Here is a 20737-nt window from a genome sequence, read left to right on the forward strand (position 1 = left end):
CATGCAGTGGAGCGCCATGCAACCCCGTCTCCTCTGCAAGTGTTCAATCAAAACACTCGCAGGCCACGCACGATACCTGGGTCGCCCGCGCGATACGGGAGATTGGTGGAAAATCGCGGTCTAATCCACCTCTGTTGCCGTACCTCATTGGTCCATTGATTTCGAGCCTATAAGCAGTCACTCGGGTGTCCTGATTTTCCGGTTTCCCTATCGGTCGGCGCTGCCGTTTAGCTCATCGGAAAACACTGTAGCCAGCCCCCGCCCGCCATTCTTCGAGCGATACAAAGCGATGTCGGCCTGGCGTATCAGCATGTCGGCGGACAATGCCGAGTTTTCAACAATGCGAATACCGATGCTGCATCCCACATCAGTCACGACCCCATCCTTGAGCAAGATGGGTTGGCCGATCGAGGCGATAAGTTTATCGGCAACCATATGAACGTCCTCTGACCGACTCACGCCAGCCTGAATGACCGCAAACTCGTCGCCGCCAAGCCGGGCGACCGTATCGGTCTCGCGCAAAACCGCCTGAATCCGCGCGCCGGTCTGCCGTAGCACCTCGTCACCGGCTGAATGGCCGAGCGTGTCGTTGCACTTCTTGAACCTGTCCAGATCGAGCAAATGCAGTGCGAAAGGTGTGCCGTTGCGCTGCAGGGCCTTGCGCGCCGCGTCGAGACGTTCCGTAAAAAGTACGCGATTGGGAAGCCCGGTCAATAGATCGTGCAGCGCCTGGTAGGTGATCGCAGCCTGTTCCTCCCGTTCGGCAGTAACATCGACATTGCAGCCAACAATGCGCAGCGCTGTACCGTCTTGCGCACGCACGATTGACGCGCGCGTAAGCACCTCAACGCTATGCCCGTCCCGATGACGCATCCGGTACTCGAGCTCGATGTTGTGACGCTCTCCGGCAAGATGAGCATCCATATCAGAAGACACGGCATCGCGCTGAGCCGTGTCGATCAAGCCCAGCCAGGTGTCACGAGAATTGCCGAGCTCATGATCGCCATAGCCCAGCATGCGTTTCCACCCAGGCGAGAAAAATATCTCGCCCGAAACCAGATCCCAGTCGAATAACCCTTCGCTGGTGGCCCGCATGGCTAACCGGAACCGCTCTTCGGAAACCCTTAATGAAGTATTCGCCTGTTCTAGTTCGTACTTGGCCCGGCTCAGCTCCTGGGTACGTGCTTCAACCCGCTGCTCGAGCGTGGTCAGGAGCCGCGCTTTCTCGATGGCTACGATCGCTTGTGCCGCGAGGATTTCTATGACCTTGACGCTGTTGGGAGAGAAAACCCGCGGCATCTGTCGATTTTCCAGGTAGAGTAAGCCGCGTACCTCGTTACCGTGCAAGAGCGGCAGGCACAGTAGCGAAGGAACATCATGGGCCTCGAAGTACGGATCCTCCCAGACATCGTCGGAATCGGCCGAATCGTCCAGCACCAGGCTCTGTTGTCGTCGCATGACCTGGGCGAACACGACCTGGGGCACGTTGGATGCTCCCAGCAACGCTGATTCCGTGGTTTGCGTGCCGGCTTCATCGAACTCCGCAGCCAGCACCCACTCGGAATCGTCTTTGAGCACCAGCAGCCCGCGCTCGGCACCGGCACTTTCGGCCAGAATCAGCATCAGCCTGCACTTGAGCGCGTCGACATCGGTTTCGCTGGCAATCGCCACTGAGGCACGCAGTGCCGACTGCACATCGAAATTCACCGCCGCGTCAGAAGAGTTGTTCGTCGGTTTCGTATCGCTCTCGGCGACCACCTGTAGTTCATGCGCATAGCGTTTGCTCAACTGGCGCACTTTTTCGTACGCCTGCCAACGGCCATACAGGACCATTGCCTCGCGAATCAGACCGGCCGCGAGAAGGGTGCTCCCCCGCTCCAGCATGTACTCAGCGTAAAGCTCAGTGGCCAGGGCCTGATCGTTCAAATAGTATGTTTCGCGCGCGCCCTGAATCGATTGTTCATAAAAACGGGCAGCTCGATGCGGCGAGGAAGATCGGCGCAGACGCTCCGCCACGACGAGCTTGTATTTGTGCAGGAAGTTCATCGGCGCATGCCGAGCCCAAACATCGAGACGACGCTGGTTTCTCGCAACCTGGCGCAACAAACGGCGATTGTGGAGCGCGGCGCCGGACTCGAGGGCAGCCAACAGGCACAGTGAGTGGTAAAAATTGTGCTCGGCAATTTCCGCCATGCCCGACACGTAGTTGCTGTATTGGGCCGCCGCGTCGGCCGCCGCCAGCGCTTGTTCGTTGCGTCCCAGCAAATAGGCCAGCATGGTCTGCGTACAGTAGATATTGAAAACCAGAAAATTGCTGGATTGCGCGATCAGGCGCGGAATCAGCGCGTCGGCGTCATACTCATCACCGGCCAGGGCCAGCGGATCCCTGGCCCGCCCGCTGAGATTGATCGCCAGCTGCCGCCAGATATGCGCAAAGTCCAGGTGATAGCCCATCTTCAGGCGATCGATGATGCGAATATAGGCGTTTTGTTGCTCGAGGACCTCATCGAGCGGACAACCACAAATCACCTGGTGTTTGCCATGCTGAATGGCGTTATAGCTGCCGTACTCGAAGTCACCATAATCAATGCCGCTTTGCAGGCCGCGCGGGAGTTCTTCGAGAGACTTGCGCAAATGCTCCTTCCAGTGGCGCACGAACACGTCGAATAGATTGATGATCTTGGCCCGCAAGGGTTCTACGCCGTAGTGATCCAATAATTGGATCGATAGACGGCCAAAGGCATAGCCCTTGTCTATGTCTTGATAGACACCGGCTAATAGAACGCCGTAGAAGCCGTAGGCGAAAGCTGCCAGCGGTGAACGACCCTGTGCCAAGGTCGTCTTGACCATCTGCAGCGTCAGCACCTCCCAAAGTTTGGGTCGCATGACATATGCTGCACCAGCGGCACTCACCATGACTCGAACCGCAGCCAGATGCTCGGGCTCGTGCATTTCGGCCATCTTGGCGAGTGTCGATATGCCTTGAGACGGCAACCGGATCTCCGCACGTAGCCGGGCGGCCTGTTCGACGAGTCCCGGTGCGTCGAGCGCGAAGCGGATATCCAGCAGCTCAAGCGCCTGGAGAGCCAGATCGATCGCTGCATTTTGGTCATTACGCGCGACTGCAAACTGGCATTCGAGTTCGAACAGTACGACACGATCCAGTCGGGTACGAGCGTGTGCCGCCGCCACCGCTATCATCTTCTCGACTCTATCGTGATTGGCGTTGTTGAATTCGCTCCGGAGAGCATCGAGGTAAAGGTCCCAGTGTTTTTCCGGGTCATCGCGCCAGGCATCTTCACCGGCAAGCGTCAGAGCCAGGCGATAATAACGCAAGGCGACGTCATGTGCGCTGGCGGCCTGGGCTCGATGCGCGGCTTCCGCAGACAGGGCGGCGATTCGCTGTCGCTCAGCGGGCTCGTGCAATGAGGCTTGGCCGCGCTCGAAGTGCGCAATGGTGTCGAATAGTTGCCGCCCCGATAACGATCCGTCGTGGGCGGCCACGAGCTGGCGGCCAATGCGCAAGTGCAGTGCGGCGCGGGCATCCGGAGCGATCAGATCGTAGGCCGCTTGTTGCACCCGGTCGTGCGCAAACTTCAGACTATACGCATCCCAGATCAACAAGCCTTCCTTCAGCGCCGGCTTCAAGGCCTTTTCGGCATCCTGGCCAGAGCAGTCCGCCACCGTAGTCAGCACAGCGGGTTCGAACCGAACACCGATGGAAGCGCCTAGTCGCAGCATTTCCTGAGTTCGTTCCGGCAGCTCACGCAATCGCTGCAGCAGCAGGTCGATTACATTATCGGCTGGTGGCATTGCATCGAGCTGTTCGGAATCCCACAACCAACGCAGCTTGGCTTCGTCGAAACGCAAAACGCGCAGGTCCGCCATCCGCTTGAGCAACTGGTGACTGAAAAAAGGGTTACCACCCGTTTTGGCGTATACCGTGGCGGCCAACTCGTCGGCGGCCTCGCGAGCCATATTCAGATTGGTGGCGATCATCGCGCCAATGTCGGCAGCCGAGAGATTACCCAGCGTCGTGATACGCAACACCTCTGGCGCTTCGTTACGCATCACCCTCAATACCTCTTGCAGCGGGTGCGCCGCATCGACCTCGTTATCCCGATAGGCGCCGACAACCAGCAGTTTTCGAGCCTCCTGGGACTGCGCAATCGCCTGCAGCAGGTCCAGTGAGGGGCGGTCCATCCACTGCAGGTCGTCGAGGAAAATCACCAGCGGCGTCAATTCGGCTGACAGGCTGCCAAGAAAAGCAACAAATACATAGTCCAGACGGTTCTGGGCTTCACGGACCCCCAATTCGTTGACGACAGGCTGGGAGCCGATCAGGTGCTCCAACGACGGCACGATAGCGGTTAGCAGGCCGCCGTTACTGCCGACCGCCGCCAGAACCTTCTCTGCGACCACATCACGCTGAGCTTGCGGTCGCGCCAGAATTTGCGCAACGATGGAATCTAAAGCCCGGGCCCACGCCGAGTAGGGCTGCAGCCGCTGGTACTGATCACATTTACCTTCGGCGTAAATTCCGCCCGCCGAAAGCGTTGGCTCTCGCAATTGGTGTACAAGACTCGTTTTGCCGATTCCTGAATAGCCGGCGATGATGTAGACCATGCGCCCGCCTCCCCGAACCTGATTCAAAGCCTGCAAAAGCGCCATGCGCTCAGTATCACGTCCGTACAGCCCGGTACCCGGTTGGTAGCGATCGGGGATATCGTGGCGACCCAGCTCAAAATGGTCTACCTGACCCGCACCCGCAAACTGCTCCTGCGCAAGACTCAGGTCAAATTCCAAACCTCGTGCACTCTGGTATCGTCGGTCCGGTGATTTATCCAGAAGCTTCAGGATCATCGCCGAAACGATGCTCGGGATGTCCGCCCGGCGTTGATGCGGAGGAATCGGAGCCTGCGTCATGTGCTGGTGGGCTAGTTCCAGCGGATCGGTTGCGGTGAAGGGTGGCTCACCGAGCAGCGCTTCATACAGCGTGGCGCCCAGCGCGTATAAGTCGCTGCGCTCGTCCACCCCGACATTCATTCGCCCGGTCGTTTCAGGTGCCATATAGGGCAGCATAGCTCCCAGACGCTGCTGATCGATGGGCTTGGCACCAGCGTGAATGAGGGGCACGGCCAGCTCGAAATCGACCAGCGCAACGCGCTCAGTCGAAGAATTCCACAACAAATTGCCAGGGTGCACATCCCGGTGCAACACACCCAGCGCATGTAGTTCCTTGAGCTGCTGGCTGGCCGCCCGCGCTATCTTGAGCCAGGTACCTAATTGCAAGGTCTCTGATGACCGCAACAAGTCGCGTAGGGCGACCTCCCCCAAACCCGGTATGACTAGCAGCGGCAAGCCCATGTGGCGATCCACCTCGACTTCACCCTGGCCCAGGGCACGCCGGTATTTTGCTTCCTTGGCGTAATTCGCCGCCAGCTCGTCGCCACGCTGCCCCGGTTGCGGAACCTTGAGCACGACAGTCGCGTCGTTGTCGCGCCTGCGGGCCGCTACCACCAGCGTTCGGGCGCTGGCGTAGATTTGCGATATTACGTGATAGGTTTCGAAGCGCTGCTGCATTAACGATTCCCGTGCAGAGTGAGGGCGCTGAGCTGAGATCCCTCGCCTATCCGCCTGATGGACATAAAGTGGCCAAAACGGCCAGTTTATGTTTCCACGACCAGAACATGGGTCTCAAACCGTAATATGTCCGCAGTTTCTAGCATAACTCGTCCGAATTCGACATCGCTTTCGCGATTGGAGTCTCCTGACTAAGTGTTGGAAAAATTTCCCAAGCTCCAGGTTCTACAGAATAATCAATATGTTAGAGAGCGCTCGGTTGCGTCGGTAACGTAGAAAAGGCTCCTTGCATATTTGTAAGGGAACACCCTGGAACCACCGGTCAAAGAAAGCCAGAAGGCTTGATCAAAGCCGTGCAGCCATTCCCCGGCGCCGGCCATTCTATAGCACAATTCGGATCAGCTATTTAGAATAACAGCCAGCATGGACCTAGCATTGGCACTGGTCGAGGAGGATGAAGACAAGGAACTGGCTATGAGCATCGCCCGCAAGCTGGTGCTTTTCTACAAGCGGCCGGGCGGGCAGAAACAATTCAGCGAATTCATAGACTGTATCATGCAGAACCTGACTGCGGATCTGTCCATTGAAAAGCTTGCCGACAGGGTCAATATGAGCCCGCGCAACTTCACCCGGCTGTTCTAGAAAGAACTGGATGATACGCCGGGTAAATTCATTGAGAAACTGCGACTTCGGCATGCCCGCATACTGCTCGAAAACAAAACCGCGGACTTGAAGGAAACTGCCGGCCAGTGCGGATTCAGGAGTGAGGAGCAGATGCGCAGGACATTTCTGCGGGAGCTCTGTGTCACTCCCCAGGAATATCGTTCCCGGTTCTAAGCGTATGCCTCAGATCACAGCTTCGGGCAAGCGCTCCTGATTATTGCGGCAGTACTCGACAATACCGTTCGATTTCTATTGGCTAACCTTGGATTCAACGATCTGGATTATATGCGCCGGGGTGGTTTCAGGCCGGCCGGCGGAGAAGGGCGGTTCCGGGCTGTACTGGAATATCAGTTGCAACGCTTGCGCAATGTGATTCATCTCTATTTACCAGTATGGTTGGATCACATCATGACAGCATCTCACGGAATGATCTGTTCGGTGGCGTATACGCCGTTGAAACTGCGCTTCCTCGGTCCATTGACCACTTTACGCTGTGAGAGTGGATGAGCGCGTTGGTCAATTGCAGTGATGAATTTGCGCCTTCGTTCGTTGCCACGCAGACAGGTGTTGGCATTTGCGAGAGACTCCCCAGTACTTACCCGTGAATGCCGAACGGTGTCCGCCCATGTCCACTACAGCAATGGAGAATAAAATGAGTAAACAAGCACGTGGCGACCATGCCACCACAGACCGTCTCTCTGAGCGCGCCCACGAGTCGGTGAACCAATTCGCCAAGACGGCGGGCAAGGCCGAGGAACGGATCCGCCATGACGCCATCGATGCGGAGGCCCGTATCAGAGATGTCGGGCAAAAAGCCAGGAAACGCTCTGACGAAACCCTGCACTCCATTAGCGTTTTTGTGCAGGATAAGCCCTTGACCTCCCTGGGTCTTGCCTTTGCCGCAGGGACCTTGCTGTCTGCTTTAAGACGTCGGTCATAGTATCTCGTTGCGGCTCGCAGGCATCAGGTGTGCCAGAGCCACCGTCAGCAGGGCGTCTATCATGCTGAAGGCTTGTAGGCTGGCAGCACCATCGCCAGCCGCCCCGATAAGTAGTCAGTTACCCAGCAGCAGCAGCGCAACCATCAAGTTTGTTTCCATCACTAGCACCGTGTGCCCGAACAGCCGCGCCTCCACACCACACGGCGTACCATGTCAACGACAGGGTCTTCAGGATGCGCGTGATGTCCCGGATGCTGTCGTTCCCGTCGGCCGCGTCGGTAGTGGCTCGCTTGCTTTATGGCCTATCATCCTGGCTGCTCAGCGAGCGTTTCAGACTGGTCTTAATCTCGCTCCAGATGGCTACGAAGAACGCCGTCAGGGGAACCGCGAGCACCATGCCGATAATGCCGCCCAGGGCTGTGCCCCAGAAGAACAGTGAAATAACTACAAGTGCGGGGTGCAGGCCCGAGCGGTTGGCCATTATTCTCGGTGTCAGTAACCAGCTTTCCAGCAGTTGCACCGCCGCGAATACCAGTCCGGTCAGGAGCAGTAACTCAATGCCGCCACCCGGTTGCAGATAGGCCATGGGCAGGACCACCAGCAGTCCGATCAGGGTGCCCAAAAAGGGGACGATATTCAGTAACCCTAGCACTAGGCCGACAAGCACGCCGAACTCCAAGCCGACAAGCGTAAAGCTCAGGGCATATAAGGTACCCATGCACACGGCGATGATCAGCTGGCCCTGAAAGAAGGCGGTAACGTATCCCACGAACACATCCATGAAATACAGCACTTTCTGCTGGGTGCGCTTCTGGAAAACGGATAACAGTTCGGTCGCCTGTCCCCGGAGTAAATCCCCGGAGAGCAGAGTGAAGAACAGGAACAGGGGCACGAAACTGATACCTGCCAACAGTCCCAGAGAGGACATGATGATCCTGCCTGTGCCTTCCAGGACTGGCCGGGACTCTTCCCCATCACTGCTTTCCATGCCAGTGGAGATCATGGAACTGAGTACCGGGAAGTGAATGGAGAAATAGGCCTGCCAGCTTGCCAGTATGTCGGGCAAAACAGTCATCAACTGGACGGTCTGACTGGCCAGGATAGGAACGAGCAAGAAGATCAGGCCGCAGATACCCACGACGAAGACCACCAGCAGAAGAATGATGGCCAGCATGCGGGGTAGGCGAAGCCGGCTCTCGAGAAACTCCACCACCGGATATAGCACTAGCGCCAGTATACCGGCCAGGGACAGTGGCAAGAGCAAGTTGTAGAATACATTTAGTAACCAGCCGAATGCCCACACGATAATTCCGATCAGCGCGGTCATTGCTACCAGACACAACAGAATCGCTGTGTAGCGAAACAGGCGTAACTCAACCGCGTTGAATAGTTGTTTATCCGGACGTAACGCGGCCGGGTTTTGACCGGTATCCTTCGCCCCGCCAAACAGGGATTCCTGCGTGTCGTGGGGCATTGGGAATCTCTGCGTTAGTTATTTACGGATTTACCGAACAGCAGCAGTCCAACACCGGCCGTCGTAGAAGCCGCGCCAAGGATCAGGTGCCAGGTGGTGGAGTCAGTGAAGCGGCCGGTAACGGCCTCGGACACTTGATCGCCCAGGCTTTGGGACGACTGGTACGCAAAGAAAAGTAGGATTAAACCCACAACTAGCAATACAAGAGCCAGAATTCTATTACTTGCCATTTAAATCCCCTTCTGGTTGATGTGATGCGAGGCAACAGTATTCTATTGTTAAAAGAATGGTGCCCTGACCGCCACTCTAATTCATCATGATATATGAACTCGTTGGCACAGTTGTTTCGGATAAGCGGTAATATTTGGCCATTTTTCCTTGTCAAATTCCGACGCGTTTTTCTAGCGCTAGACATCTACGTCGAGCATGAAACGCTTGTATTTAATATCTTGCTTCAAGGCCATTCATGGAACAGCAAAAAGGCGTTCAATCATGTTCAGAAAACGTCGTATGCCAAGACTGCGTAACGTATCCTGCCCTCAGTCATGTCGAGTATGACGTCTTAAATCTTGCCGAACCTCTCATCCTGAAAGTTACAGACCTCATAGCCGCTAATAGAGGTGGCAATCCGCAACGTAGATCCGGGCTGTATATCATCGACGGCAGCGTAACTACTCTTCTATTGTGTCGTTGAATAGTTCATTGCGTCGCTTTCTTGACATCGCTTTTTATATCTCCGTACTTGGCTTCAGCCTTGCCGCCATGCTTCTCGGCTTTACCCTTGTGTTCCATGCTTTCGTTACCGGTTACCTTGCCGGCAACCTCCTTAACCTTTCCCTTTGCTTCTTTCGCACGACCCTTGACCTGATTCTTGTTCATGAGCTGATCTCCAGATGTTTATTTCGTTTGGGTTCTGCCTCTTACCATGAACTCATGTAGATGCAGGGTTAGGTATCCTAATATAACTGAAACTTGAGCTCTGGTCGGTGTGTTGTCTAACTTATGCTGATTCGGGTTGTCGAGCTGGAGCAGCTCTCATCGCTCTCGTCTGTGTGCACCTTGAAGGATTTCAGTGTGTTAGGCCCGAACGCCGTGCTGATGGCTACATCAGCGGCATCACGGCCACGGGCGATAAGAATACGTCCGATACGCGGCATATTGTTACGCGGATCAAATATGTACCACTTGCCGTCGAGGTAGACTTCAAACCAAGCCGCAAAATCCATTTCTCCATAGGGTGGTGGAATGCCCATGTCGCCCAGATAACCAGTGCAGTAACGGGCTGGAATATTCATGCAGCGGCAGAATGCGATGGCGAGATGCGCGAAGTCGCGGCATACGCCCTTTTTCTCCTGAAAGACTTCCCACGCGGTTCTTGTGTTTCGTGCATCGTGGTAGCCGAAGGCAATATGATGGTGAACGTAATCGCATATTGCCTGGGCTCTTGACCAGCCTGTGACATTATTGCTAAACAATTGCCATGCCGTATCACCCAGTAGATCCGTTTCGCAGTATCTACTACCAAGCAGGAACTGCAATGTATCGTCTGGAAGTTGTTCAACCGGTGTCTGTCGCGCCTGCGGATTCACCGCATCGGGCAAGCCGCTGTCATTGATGACGGCATCCGTGGATAGACGCAGAATACCTTTGGGCGCGACGATACGTGCGCTTTGGTTCCCGTAGCTGTCGAAAAAGGTATCAACGGTCACTAGTGGATCTGCAACAATTGGGTCCGAAAAAATCAGATCCGTGACCCTAGTGGAGTGCACCTTCAGTGTGAGGATCATCGGAGTTGGTTTGGGGCAATCGAATACCAGTTCGTAGCCAATACGTATCTTCATAATTTGGGTCCTGAGCTGTAGTCATGTTTTGCAGGTTGGGCTGTCATGAATGATAGCCCCTGAGTACTGTATCCAAAGAGGTGATGATCGAGTTCCTCAGGACAGTCCACTGCTTTGCAGGAAACAGAAGATTTTTCTGGTTTAGTTCCAGCTCGATACCCAGATAGTTGTCGGACGGGAATTTCTTCCTCAACGTTGCAGTGAAACCATCGTTGCGGCCTTCATAGGGGAAGTTGCGACGAACTTTAAGGTCAGGTGCAGACAAATTGAGTACAGACTTCCAGTTTGCGCATAGGGTGCTTTCTCCTTGCCGGGTCGGATCATAGAGCAGGCCGATATCTGCGTGGCGCACCATGCCATTGAAGTTGTTTGTGAAACTGTGGCAGGAGATGTGAATCACTCTGCCCCGCTGGGCAATCCCCTGTGCGACCTGGCGTTCGGCTTGCGTGCGATAGGGTTGATAATAGTGTTCTACTATCTCTTGCCGAATTGCGGTAGGTAGCGCGCGAATTGCATCCGAATGCAGGTTTCGATGTCCGATGGAACGATTCAGATCCACCACCAGACGGCTTACCGTGGAAGTCTGTAGTGGCGCGTCGAAATTTCTAGCCAGGGCAGTGGCCATGACCAGTGCCCCCGGATCAAAACCGCGATGGCTTTCCAGTAATGTGCTGCAGCTACGAAATAGATGGCGATAGGGTGCCGGGACCCGATTGCCGCCATGCTCGCAGGTTATCATCAGAGAAGTCGCTGTTGACGTTGCTTTTTGTTCTTGAGTAGCGCATTCAGACTGCATGTTCGGTAGCTCTACCAGTCCAGGTCAGGCAACCGACCGAAGACTTCTCGGGTACCTGCACTCCACTCCTTGCCCAATGTCGTGAAATAGGCATCGTCCGGATCGAATCGTCGACGCATGGTGACTGCGAAACTGTCGAGCTTGTAACAGATCAGATCAATCGGCATGCCGACGGACAAATTGCTGCGCATGGTAGATTCGAAAGATACAAGGACACACTTCGTGGCGTCATTGAGTGTTGTAGAACGGGTTATTGCCCAGTCAATAATGGGCTTCCCGTATTTGGTTTCACCAGTCTGAAAATAGGGCGTTTGGTCTCCAGCCTCGATAAAATTGCCTTCGGCATAGATACGAAAGAGACGCGGCGGCTCGCCCCTGATCTGACCGCCTAGTATGAACGAGGCGTGAAACCCATTATTATTTTTCTTCAAGTGTTGACCGTCGCGTCTGTCCACTAATCGCATGGCATCCGAGACCAGTAACGCAACGTCAAACATGGATTCGGCGTTCCATAGGCTAGGGCAGTCAGGTCGTTTCCCGTTTTGCCTGAGAATGCTGATGACCGCCTGGGTACCACCGAGGTTACCCGAACTTAGCAACACGATAACCCGGTCCCCAGCCCGCTCAAAGAGATTCAGTTTGCAAAAACTGGCAAAGTTATCGACGCCGGCATGGGTGCGGGAATCCGACGCGAATATCATGCCGCTCTCTAGCATTACACCGACACAGTAGGTCATTGCACCCGCCGGAAACGTGGATTAGTCAAAGGTGCGGTTACCTCATAAAGCTCACGGTAACCGATGGTAGGGCAAAGACATAGGCGCCCAGAAAAACAGGTCTGTTATAGAATTAAATGGTGAGCCGCTAAAATAACAAGGAATCGTTGTTCGTCCATTTGTAGAAGCACCTACTAAGGCGCTAGCTTTGCCACAGTTTGCGGAACGGCGATGCCCGCGTCGGCACATTTTTCGCGTTATTTAGCGCATGCCCAGGAAACCCAGTATAAACAACACTATGACAACTGCACCTACAATCCAGATTATTTGGTTCACGGTTCGTTTCCTTTTGTTGCTATGTATAATCCTTTTTACCATTGCAAGAATTCTGCTTCGGTGCGTTAGCGAACGCTTCTCCGATAATCCTGCGCCAGTTTCAGGGGGGAATCACGAGCACAATTGTTCGTCACCAGCACCTACTCCCGGCTACTTGATTAATTGACTTCTACCAGGATTGCCGCTAGCGTTAGCCAGTTCGGCTTGAATACAGTTCGCTAGGACAAAGATGCCCACTTTTAGTTTGGGCATAAAAACACGCTTTGTCGGTGCGGTGGCGCACTTATTCGTTGTTCGTTATTAAGTGCTCTTGCAGAGTCGATTCCAAATGCTTCCAGGTATCCAGGCTAGGAGACTGCGGTGCGAATAGTCACGCGTGTACACCTTCCCAGGCTAGCGCTAATAATGGCCTGTTTTCTGTCATTGGCGTTCCCGCTGTCTGCCCATGCCGGCGAAGAAGGGTATCGGCTACTCGAGCTGGACGGCTACAAGGTGAAGTGGGGAGACCGGCGATTGGGAGTGGGGGCCAGCGTCAGCTATGCCTTTGCCGTTGAGACGCTACGGTTCGATGACGCGCGTAACTGCCGGGATTTGGCGCCGATTGAAGCGCTTTTGGGTGAGAATCTATCCATGGAGACGTTGGCGCGCGAGACCGCGGCGGCGTTTCGAGTTTGGGAACGCGCCGCCAGTCTGTCATTCCATGAGGTCAGCGATGTCCGGGATGCAGATATTGTCCTCGGCGCCCAGGGCCGGCCGCGCGGGCGGGCATTCGCCGACGTATCCTACGCGCCCGAGCCAGAGGCGGATGTACGCGCCATCGAGCAGGGGCTTGTATGCCTGAATCCCGACCACAAGTGGAAGGTCGGGTTCGACGGTGATGAGGATATCTACGACATCCGCTATACACTGATTCACGAGATCGGCCACGCCATCGGTCTGGACCATCCCGGGCCATCTGGGCAGGTGATGGCATTTCGCTACACCGAGTCCTTCGATGATTTGCAGCCCGGCGATTTGCGCGGCGTCCGGCGGCTCTATGGGCGTGCCACCGATGACGGAGGACCAGCCAATGGCTTCGACACCCATCTGGCCGATAAGCCGACCGAGGCATATCGCGCCAACAATCTAATCGGTCATTCCTTGATAAGCATGACCGAGGACAAGGAGATTGAATCCATCAGCGATTTCATCATTGATAAGGACGGCGGTATTGTAACCGTTATAGGCGGTTTCCTGGGTATCGGAGAGAAGGGTGATGCACTGTTCTGGGACAGTGTGGAACTGGCGTGGGATGCCGATGTGGGCATCTGGTAAAATGTTTTAGCCGGACGAGTATGGAAACGGCAGAGACTTTCGCCGCTGCCGTCTATTCATTCAACTATAAATAAATAATGTGGTTACCGGAATTTAATCCTGCATTTCAAACTTCGGCGCATCGCGCAGTTCATCACGGGTCATATCAATCCGCAGTTCCTGCTCATCAGAAGAATCTGATCGCGTTACGTTGTCCCAGCCAATGGCTACGTCCTTCTCACCCAGGCCCAGGAAGCCACCGGCACCGACTACAATAGCCACGACCTGTCCGTTCTCGTCAAGAATCAGATCACGCACCGAGCCCACTTTCTCATCACTACTGGTGCTAACCTCAGCACCGATCAGGTCGCTCGCCTGCATGCCATTAGCCGCAGCAGAAGCCGTATAGCCCTGGTTCTTCGTGTGTGACTTGTCACGCTGGGAGTTTTCTGCCGCTGGATGCGAGCCTGAATTCATGGCTCGCTGTTTGCCGTCTTCACTAATGGATTGCTGGTTCTTATCACGCTGGGAGTGTTCTACTGCTGGATGCGAGCCAGAATCAGTGTGCTTGTCGTCGCTCTTTTTTTTATGATCCATAGTACTAGACTCTTCAATAGTACTCCACTGTTCACTATCCATATCCTGGTCAGCAGATTTTTCAGCCAGAACAGAACTTGCACCTAACGTCATAGCTGGCGTAATCAATGCATAGAATGTAAATGAATGTAGCTTGTTCATATAAAGCTCCTTCAACTCGGGAATGTTAGTTGGACAAATTGTCCTTTTACTCGCTTAATCACAGCTTTTCTTTCCCGACATCCTTACCGGGGAACGACTGAGATGAGGTTCTAAAGTACGCCAGGGGACTTGGTCTGTCGGTTCGCTGACACACTAAGGCGGGAGCAGAAAGGGTAGGACTTGTTCGGCTATATTTTTTTGCCTTCTAGCGGAATCGATACCTCCGATAGGCTTATTCGTCCGGTTTTTGCTTCCCATTTTCGATCATCTTATCTACCTGCTCTTCTTCTGCCACGTCCGCATCGGGTTCTTCCTGCGCGGCTTCTGCTCCAGGTTCAAGACTATGTTCGATAAAAACGGGAAAATGATCCGATCCCCAGGCGGGCCCTGTCTCCATGCGGACGAGCTTGACCGGTAAACATCTCGTCCCAGTCGCGGGGCTGGGCTGCGCCGTAAAGCGGCCGAATCGGTTGTTGATGCGGCCGCATAGGCATGTCGGGCGCTGATGCCTGAATGCTGCTAGACGGGGCCGACCAGCACGCATCGATGGCAGCCATCGGGCGTAGCCAGGAAACCATGACAGGTGGCCGTGCTCGAGAGGTTAGTCAGGCGGCCAACGTGAATTGCTGCCAGGGCCCCAAGATAGGCATACCTAGACCAATCAGAAGTGACAATCCTTTGTAATCAAGCAGTTCATCCTGCCACTCGCATTGAATTTCTCAGGGTAGCACCCCTCCCTGCATTATTTAACATAATATATATTATGCGCAATCTAGGAAGACTGGGCAAGTGTGCGTTGTCGTACCGATCTCCGCGCCGCAGAGGCACAGCATAAAAAATCCAGATTCGCGCCGGAGCCGGCCCACGCCCAGCTATCGCAACTACGGGCGCACGCCTTCTTGCCGGCGCTCGGAGTCCCGACTTGCAAGCACAAACCATCGATCTCGATCTCGCCGCCAGGCCGCAGGCATTGCGCGGGGTCCTGCGCGGCTACAGCGCCCCGCACACCCGGCGCAGTGTGCTTGAGCTCCTGGTCACGGCGATCCCATTCGCCACGACCTGGATCCTGCTGTGGTACACGCTGAGCGCGGGCTACTGGGCCGGATTCGCGCTCGCCGTCCCGGCAGCCGCTTTCCTCGTCCGCCTGTTCATGATCCAGCACGACTGCGGCCATCGTTCGTTCTTTGCCTCGCAACGCGCGAATGACTGGGTCGGACGGGCCATCGGCGTGTTGACGCTGACGCCCCACGACTTCTGGCGCCACACGCACAATACCCATCACGCGACCTCCGGTAACCTCGACCGCCCGTACATCGGTGGCGTCGATACCCTGACCGTGCGCGAATACCAGAGTCTGCCGCGATGGCAGCGTTGGCGCTATCGCCTGTATCGCCATCCGATCGTGCTGTTCGGAATCGGACCGGCCTGGGTGTTCCTGCTGGACTATCGTCTGCCGGTCGGGTTCATGCGCGTCGGCTGGAAACCCTGGGCCAGCACGATGGCGACCAATGCGGTCATTGTGGCACTCTGGGGCGGACTGATGGTGGCGGTCGGGGTGTCCACTTTCCTGCTCGTGCAGTTGCCGATCACGCTGTTGGCGGCATCGATCGGTGTGTGGCTGTTCTACGTCCAGCACCAGTTTGAGGACACCTATTGGGCGCACGAAGAAGACTGGACGTTTGACGAGTCGGCTCTGCACGGCAGCTCACACTACGTCCTGCCGGGGCTCCTGCGCTGGTTCAGTGCCAACATCGGCGTCCATCACCTGCACCACCTCTGCTGCCGAATTCCGTCGTACCGGCTGTCGGAAGTACTGCGTGACCATCCCGAGCTCGCCAATATCAGCCGCATCAGCCTGCGCCAGAGCGTCGCCGCGGTGCGCCTCGCCCTGTGGGACGAGGACAAGCGCCGACTGGTGTCGTTTCGCGAGGCTCGGCGCGACTCGATCCGGGCGCAGAAGCATATTCGCCAGTACGTTGAGCCTATCGACTAAGCACAACGCAGGAATGCCCGCCAGATTCGCAGCTACGACGAGCGGGTGAGAAATCAGGACTAAACGACCGTGGCGGCCATCGCGGCTCCACAATCAGGGTTTGTCCATGCAAAGTCACTCACATCCATGGCGGCCGGGGGCAGCCGCGCCACGACTCTCGCTTACTGGAGGCGTCTGTCTCTCATGACGGCATGATAGCTTTGCTCTCGACTACCGCCGCTTCCAAAGTGCTCAGCTCAGCCGGATTCAGTCCCGCAGACCTGGCACGCTCAAGTGCATAGTCGGATAGTGATGCCGCCGCCGGAGCGAAGTTTCTCGGCGCTATTTGGCCCAACGCTTTGAGCGCCTTGTGCAGTCGTATCTGCACTTCGACCAAGGCGGCGCCATCACGGGCGATCGGTCGAAAGGCATCGTACATAATATCGGCAGGAAGCACGGGCGGTACATGCACGGCCGGATAATCAACGGCAGAGTCAGTGTAATCAGTCCAGCTCGACAATATCCGAACAAGGCGCCCTATCACACTGATCGCTGTTCCCGGATCATTCACGGCTGACGATAGCGCTCTTGAGGCGATTTCGGAGAGTACGATCACCCCAAACCGCGGATCCTGGCTGAATGTGCGTTCCTTGCCGAGCGTGAAAGCGCGGCGTAACTCGGATACCTGATCCTCGCTGGCTTTGGCGCCCCGTATATGCAGCATATTTACCGCCTCGTGGACGAAGCTGCCAGGCAATGCGTCGATATAGAGTTCCGCGTCGATTGCTTCTGCACATTCGGCCAGTGCATTGATATCAATATGCTGGATATAACCCGTATTGAGTGCCAAGACTGGTACAGCGTCCTGGGGAACAGCGCCATATAACGGCTGACCGCCGAGATAAGGTTGGGCGAGCCGTCCTTCAAGCGAGTGAGCGGCAGCCTGCTCTACACGGTCGAGCGTATCGTCCATCCTACCGAAGGTCATGAGATGACTGATCCATCGCAGCAGCGCCAGGATAACGAGCGCGACCACGGCTAGCGTAGCCAGAAACAGGAGCATGCGCCCTGCCCGGTCATAGATATCGCTACGCAGGGCGATCAGACCGATAAGGCTGAACAGGAAGGCTCCTAGAAAAGTTGCTAGTACATTCTGCGTCGTCGGATCTTCCTGCAGGAGTGCCGTTGCCCGGGGTGTTGCAGTGTTGGCTGCCGCCGAGAACGCGGATACGGCGATCGAGAGCGAGAACGTAGTAACGACGAGCATTGAAGAGGCCAGGATAGTAAGTATCTGATCCACTGCAACAGTGCCGAGGCTGGTACTTAACCCTGTCGGCAGATACGGCGCGAGCACTGGTGCAAGTCCGACCGTTAGAATGGCCAGTAAGGCAATACTGACAACCCGTACCCAGACTTTCTTGAGTGACTGGCGAATAATCCAGAGGGGTTTCGAGTCCATTTCTGTCACCTTCATATGCCCCGCTTCGCGGGCCGGGGTCAACTTCTTAATTGCCGGTCAGATAATTACGCCATAAAGCCGTGCTAACAATCGAAATAATTATCGATCGCGTCGCAAGAATATAGAATCATAGGATCAATTTAACCTACAAGTTGTCTAGAAGTGTGCGTCAACGAACCGAACCTGTCTGACTGTAATAGCAGACTACATGTATATATAAACCATCACTCGTTGATGTGACAGAAGCGCAATGTATGTTCATCCTTACAACATCCACCCGGAGCACATTGTCGTTCTGGCCCGACGCAAGCACTGGACACCGAGACGGCTGGCAATCTGCTTCACAGACCTGCCGCTACATGTTGCCGAGGATCTCCTGGAAAACCGTGCCGAAATAGACAAGCATGGAGAGCTCATATATCGGATCAAGGACTAAATCTATTTAGTCTACAAGAAAGTGATGTAGTGAGATTTGAAGCTTTTTCGTACTCACTCCTTTCAAAACGGCCAACTGATGAGTTAATAACCGTCCAAGATATTATTTGAGTTGCATGTCATTTTCAACTGAGACAACGCCACCAACATTACGCGCAACAGAAACCGCCCTATTGATATTGTCCTGAGAAGAAACAAAGCCACTTAATTGAACGACCCCTTTGAAGGTTTCAACATTAATCTCGGCAGATTTCAATGTTGGTTCATTGAATATGGCGGCCTTAACCTTGGTTGTTATCACAGTATCATCAACATATTCACCCGTTCCCGACTGCGTATCCGTCGATGCACAACCTGACATAACAAGTAATGCGAAAATCGCAACAAATGATGATAAATATTTCAGACTTTTCATGTTCAATATCCTTAATCGGTGCAATAACTATTAATTGCGTACATTAACGCATCCAGGCTGGATCCATTTTCTCGAGAATAGATTAAAAGCCGGACTCAGCGTATTCAGAATAAGCACAGAAAGCACAAGCATCTGTACGTTATAGAACATAATTAATTACATATTTAAACGATAAGAAAAACGGATATGCAAAAAAAACCCGCCTCAAAGGCGGGTTTTTCCATACTAACTTCAAACTACTACTACTCTGTAGATGCTTTTAGGCGCTAACAGCTGTTCCACGGCGACGACGTGTCGCACCCAGCGCCACCAGACCAAGACCTAACAACCCGAGAGTAGCCGGTTCCGGAACGGAAGTCGTGGAGGAGAAAGCAATCCTGCCACCGGACGAATCAGCCGATAACGAGAAATTAGCAATGGTATCTTCCAGGTCGCCATTACTGCTGCGCAAAACGCCTGTACCGAAAACATTAAGCTGACTGCTGGTGCTTCTGTCAATAGCATTAATACTGGTCAGATCAAACATCCAGTCGTAGGTACCGCCGCTATCTGTAGCCAGGACGGTCCACAGGGGTTCCACTGCGCTGAAGGGATCCAGGTTCATGTTATTGAACGAGGCTGCGTCGCCGCTACCGACATTGTCGAGTGCCGGGGCACCAAAGGCATCTGTAACGACGGCATTTCCAAATGTCAGCATAGTCGCGTCCTTAATGTTGGCCGTATCTGCTGTCACTGTACCACCGAACAGGACTTCACCTTCAATAGGTGTCGCCTGCACGGCTGTCAGTGAGAAGGCACTCACGGTCAGCACTGCAAACATTCTTAAAATGTTGGTTTTAAAAGTACTCATGATATGTTCCCTCATTTATATAGCTTTTTGCAGGCAAGATGCCTGCTGTATAAATTAGATGCACATACTATGCCACTAAATTATTTTGTATATAAAACAATGAATTATATGATAAACCTTTAACTGCTGGCGGGATATTTGTCAGGGACGCTTTACAGATAATTGCGCCATTAACATTAAATTTTGCACTGACAAGTGCCATGTTTTAAAACTACAGTTAAATCAGTTAATTAGGTTGAACACTATTCTCTTGCTCCATTCTCCTTTTGTAAAAATTGCCGACAAAGACAAGAGGGAAGTCCATAAGCAGAGAGTGTGTCCGGTTTCAGGTCCGGCCGGATACTTCATGATCAATTAATCAAGGATCATGACTAGAAGAAAAACCATATGCGGACAGTGCACGAATACTGCCTACCACATTGGCTATTGGATATGGCAGTTTGCACTGAACGGGATGCAGCGCAGATCGCCGCGTTGATGGTTTTGAATCAAATACTGTAAACCGCTATGACCTGCACGGCATACTTAAGCGTATGGCAGAATATTGCGAGTAGATTGACGTGCCGTTGAAAACGGCCTCTTAGCTAACGGCCAAAAATAGAATAATATTACTAGACCGAACTGGTTGTTTTTTGTCCATGCCCTACTGACTTCGCTGTCTCGTCCTCGCTAAACCTGTCCCAGGCAATTCCGGAAGAGCTGGCATGCTGTTTCCACTTGCTCTTGAGAACATCCACGCCGGGTATGGCTTGTTGCTGCGGAGGTTTTTGGCTTATAACATCATCATCGACCATGCTGGCACATTGTAAAGTATTACTGGCAAGCGTTAAGAGGTACTGTTTAAAAGTTTTCTTGATTTTATTTTCGCTCAATCTGCCCATGCAAACCTCCCGTGGTATCTCTGCCTGAATGCGAAAAGCTCAGGATACATTAGACGATAACGGTAAATAACCGCAGCGTAAGTGCGTCAGCTCACTTATCCAAAGATTTTACTGAAAGAATACTATGACCAGAAAAAAGAAAGACCGCCTCATAAAGACGGCGGTCTATTGTGCTGACTGTGTAGGCTGATTTATGGATCAGCGAGACTAGGGCCTGTTGATCTTTCACATGGGCAGCCACATGATTGCACAGGCCAACGCAATCATACTGGCATAGTTTCGCTGCAGTTTGTCATAGCGCGTGGCGATGGCGCGGAAGTGCTTGAGCCGGGCAAAAGCGTTTTC

At 54.1% G+C, this 20737-nt stretch carries 19 protein-coding genes and 1 pseudogene; 6 read left to right on the forward strand and 14 right to left on the reverse strand.

Translation table 11 applies throughout. From position 1 onward, the window contains the following. Positions 1-207: 207 nt before the first annotated feature. Complete coding sequence (locus J2T55_RS04070; RefSeq protein WP_259054404.1) at positions 208-5583, reverse strand: diguanylate cyclase domain-containing protein; 5376 nt, start codon at positions 5581-5583, stop codon at positions 208-210. Positions 5584-6006: 423 nt separating this feature from the next. Here J2T55_RS04070 and J2T55_RS04075 point away from each other — a divergent pair, with 423 nt between their 5' ends. The 3 genes from J2T55_RS04075 to J2T55_RS04080 all read left to right on the forward strand — a co-directional run bounded on the left by J2T55_RS04075 (position 6007) and on the right by J2T55_RS04080 (position 7186). After that, positions 6007-6225, forward strand: a complete 219-nt coding sequence (locus J2T55_RS04075) for a helix-turn-helix domain-containing protein (protein ID WP_259054406.1) — start codon at positions 6007-6009, stop codon at positions 6223-6225. Positions 6226-6231: 6 nt separating this feature from the next. Continuing rightward, on the forward strand, positions 6232-6420 hold the full coding sequence (locus J2T55_RS13225; protein ID WP_407660029.1) for a helix-turn-helix domain-containing protein: 189 nt from the start codon (positions 6232-6234) through the stop codon (positions 6418-6420). A gap of 478 nt (positions 6421-6898) precedes the next feature. Next, a complete protein-coding gene (locus J2T55_RS04080) occupies positions 6899-7186 on the forward strand; it encodes a hypothetical protein (protein ID WP_259054407.1) in 288 nt (95 codons plus the stop codon). A 295-nt stretch (positions 7187-7481) separates the two neighbouring features. Here the strand turns inward: J2T55_RS04080 and J2T55_RS04085 are convergent, their stop codons facing one another. The 6 genes from J2T55_RS04085 to J2T55_RS04110 form a co-directional block, all read right to left on the reverse strand. After that, a complete protein-coding gene (locus J2T55_RS04085; RefSeq protein ID WP_259054408.1) occupies positions 7482-8660 on the reverse strand; it encodes an AI-2E family transporter in 1179 nt (392 codons plus the stop codon). 14 nt (positions 8661-8674) lie between these two features. Further along, complete coding sequence (locus J2T55_RS04090) at positions 8675-8890, reverse strand: DUF3185 family protein (protein ID WP_259054409.1); 216 nt, start codon at positions 8888-8890, stop codon at positions 8675-8677. Positions 8891-9359: 469 nt separating this feature from the next. After that, positions 9360-9539 (reverse strand): CsbD family protein, encoded by a 180-nt coding sequence (locus J2T55_RS04095; protein WP_259054411.1) that lies wholly within the window; start codon positions 9537-9539, stop codon positions 9360-9362. 116 nt (positions 9540-9655) lie between these two features. After that, positions 9656-10501, reverse strand: coding sequence for a transglutaminase-like domain-containing protein (locus J2T55_RS04100; RefSeq protein WP_259054412.1), 846 nt, complete (start codon positions 10499-10501; stop codon positions 9656-9658). A gap of 43 nt (positions 10502-10544) precedes the next feature. After that, entirely contained in the window at positions 10545-11297 is a 753-nt protein-coding gene (locus J2T55_RS04105; protein WP_259054413.1) for an N-formylglutamate amidohydrolase, read from the reverse strand. An 11-nt stretch (positions 11298-11308) separates the two neighbouring features. Then, positions 11309-12034 carry a peptidase gene (locus J2T55_RS04110; protein WP_259054414.1) on the reverse strand — a complete coding sequence of 242 codons (726 nt, stop codon included), beginning with the start codon at positions 12032-12034 and terminating at the stop codon, positions 11309-11311. A gap of 720 nt (positions 12035-12754) precedes the next feature. On the opposite strand from J2T55_RS04110, the gene J2T55_RS04115 reads away from it, so the two are divergent. Then, a complete protein-coding gene (locus J2T55_RS04115) occupies positions 12755-13663 on the forward strand; it encodes a matrixin family metalloprotease (RefSeq protein WP_259054416.1) in 909 nt (302 codons plus the stop codon). A gap of 93 nt (positions 13664-13756) precedes the next feature. Here the strand turns inward: J2T55_RS04115 and J2T55_RS04120 are convergent, their stop codons facing one another. Beyond that, positions 13757-14380, reverse strand: coding sequence for a PRC-barrel domain-containing protein (locus J2T55_RS04120; RefSeq protein WP_259054417.1), 624 nt, complete (start codon positions 14378-14380; stop codon positions 13757-13759). A 232-nt stretch (positions 14381-14612) separates the two neighbouring features. Beyond that, positions 14613-14777: a hypothetical protein gene (locus tag J2T55_RS04125; protein WP_259054419.1), complete on the reverse strand. Its 165-nt coding sequence runs from the start codon at positions 14775-14777 to the stop codon at positions 14613-14615. A 525-nt stretch (positions 14778-15302) separates the two neighbouring features. On the opposite strand from J2T55_RS04125, the gene J2T55_RS04130 reads away from it, so the two are divergent. After that, on the forward strand, positions 15303-16373 hold the full coding sequence (locus J2T55_RS04130; protein ID WP_407660025.1) for a fatty acid desaturase: 1071 nt from the start codon (positions 15303-15305) through the stop codon (positions 16371-16373). A 181-nt stretch (positions 16374-16554) separates the two neighbouring features. Here J2T55_RS04130 and J2T55_RS04135 read toward each other — a convergent pair whose 3' ends face one another. Continuing rightward, positions 16555-17811: a DUF2254 domain-containing protein gene (locus J2T55_RS04135; protein ID WP_259054420.1), complete on the reverse strand. Its 1257-nt coding sequence runs from the start codon at positions 17809-17811 to the stop codon at positions 16555-16557. A gap of 250 nt (positions 17812-18061) precedes the next feature. On the opposite strand from J2T55_RS04135, the gene J2T55_RS04140 reads away from it, so the two are divergent. Then, the gene (locus J2T55_RS04140) at positions 18062-18247 is read left to right on the forward strand and encodes a hypothetical protein (RefSeq protein WP_259054421.1); all 186 of its coding nucleotides are present in this window, start codon (positions 18062-18064) and stop codon (positions 18245-18247) included. Positions 18248-18349: 102 nt separating this feature from the next. On the opposite strand, the gene J2T55_RS04145 is transcribed toward J2T55_RS04140, so the two are convergent. From J2T55_RS04145 to J2T55_RS04160, 4 genes and pseudogenes are all read right to left on the reverse strand, one after another. Continuing rightward, positions 18350-18661 carry a BON domain-containing protein gene (locus J2T55_RS04145; protein WP_259054422.1) on the reverse strand — a complete coding sequence of 104 codons (312 nt, stop codon included), beginning with the start codon at positions 18659-18661 and terminating at the stop codon, positions 18350-18352. Between the two features lie 259 nt (positions 18662-18920). Next, positions 18921-19511, reverse strand: a complete 591-nt coding sequence (locus tag J2T55_RS04150; protein ID WP_259054423.1) for a PEP-CTERM sorting domain-containing protein — start codon at positions 19509-19511, stop codon at positions 18921-18923. A gap of 611 nt (positions 19512-20122) precedes the next feature. Further along, positions 20123-20392, reverse strand: a complete 270-nt coding sequence (locus J2T55_RS04155; protein ID WP_259054424.1) for a hypothetical protein — start codon at positions 20390-20392, stop codon at positions 20123-20125. A 225-nt stretch (positions 20393-20617) separates the two neighbouring features. Beyond that, a pseudogene (locus tag J2T55_RS04160) lies at positions 20618-20737 on the reverse strand (IS5/IS1182 family transposase); the annotation flags it as partial.

It is taken from the genome of Methylohalomonas lacus (assembly GCF_024808875.1).
Classification (GTDB): domain Bacteria; phylum Pseudomonadota; class Gammaproteobacteria; order Methylohalomonadales; family Methylohalomonadaceae; genus Methylohalomonas; species Methylohalomonas lacus.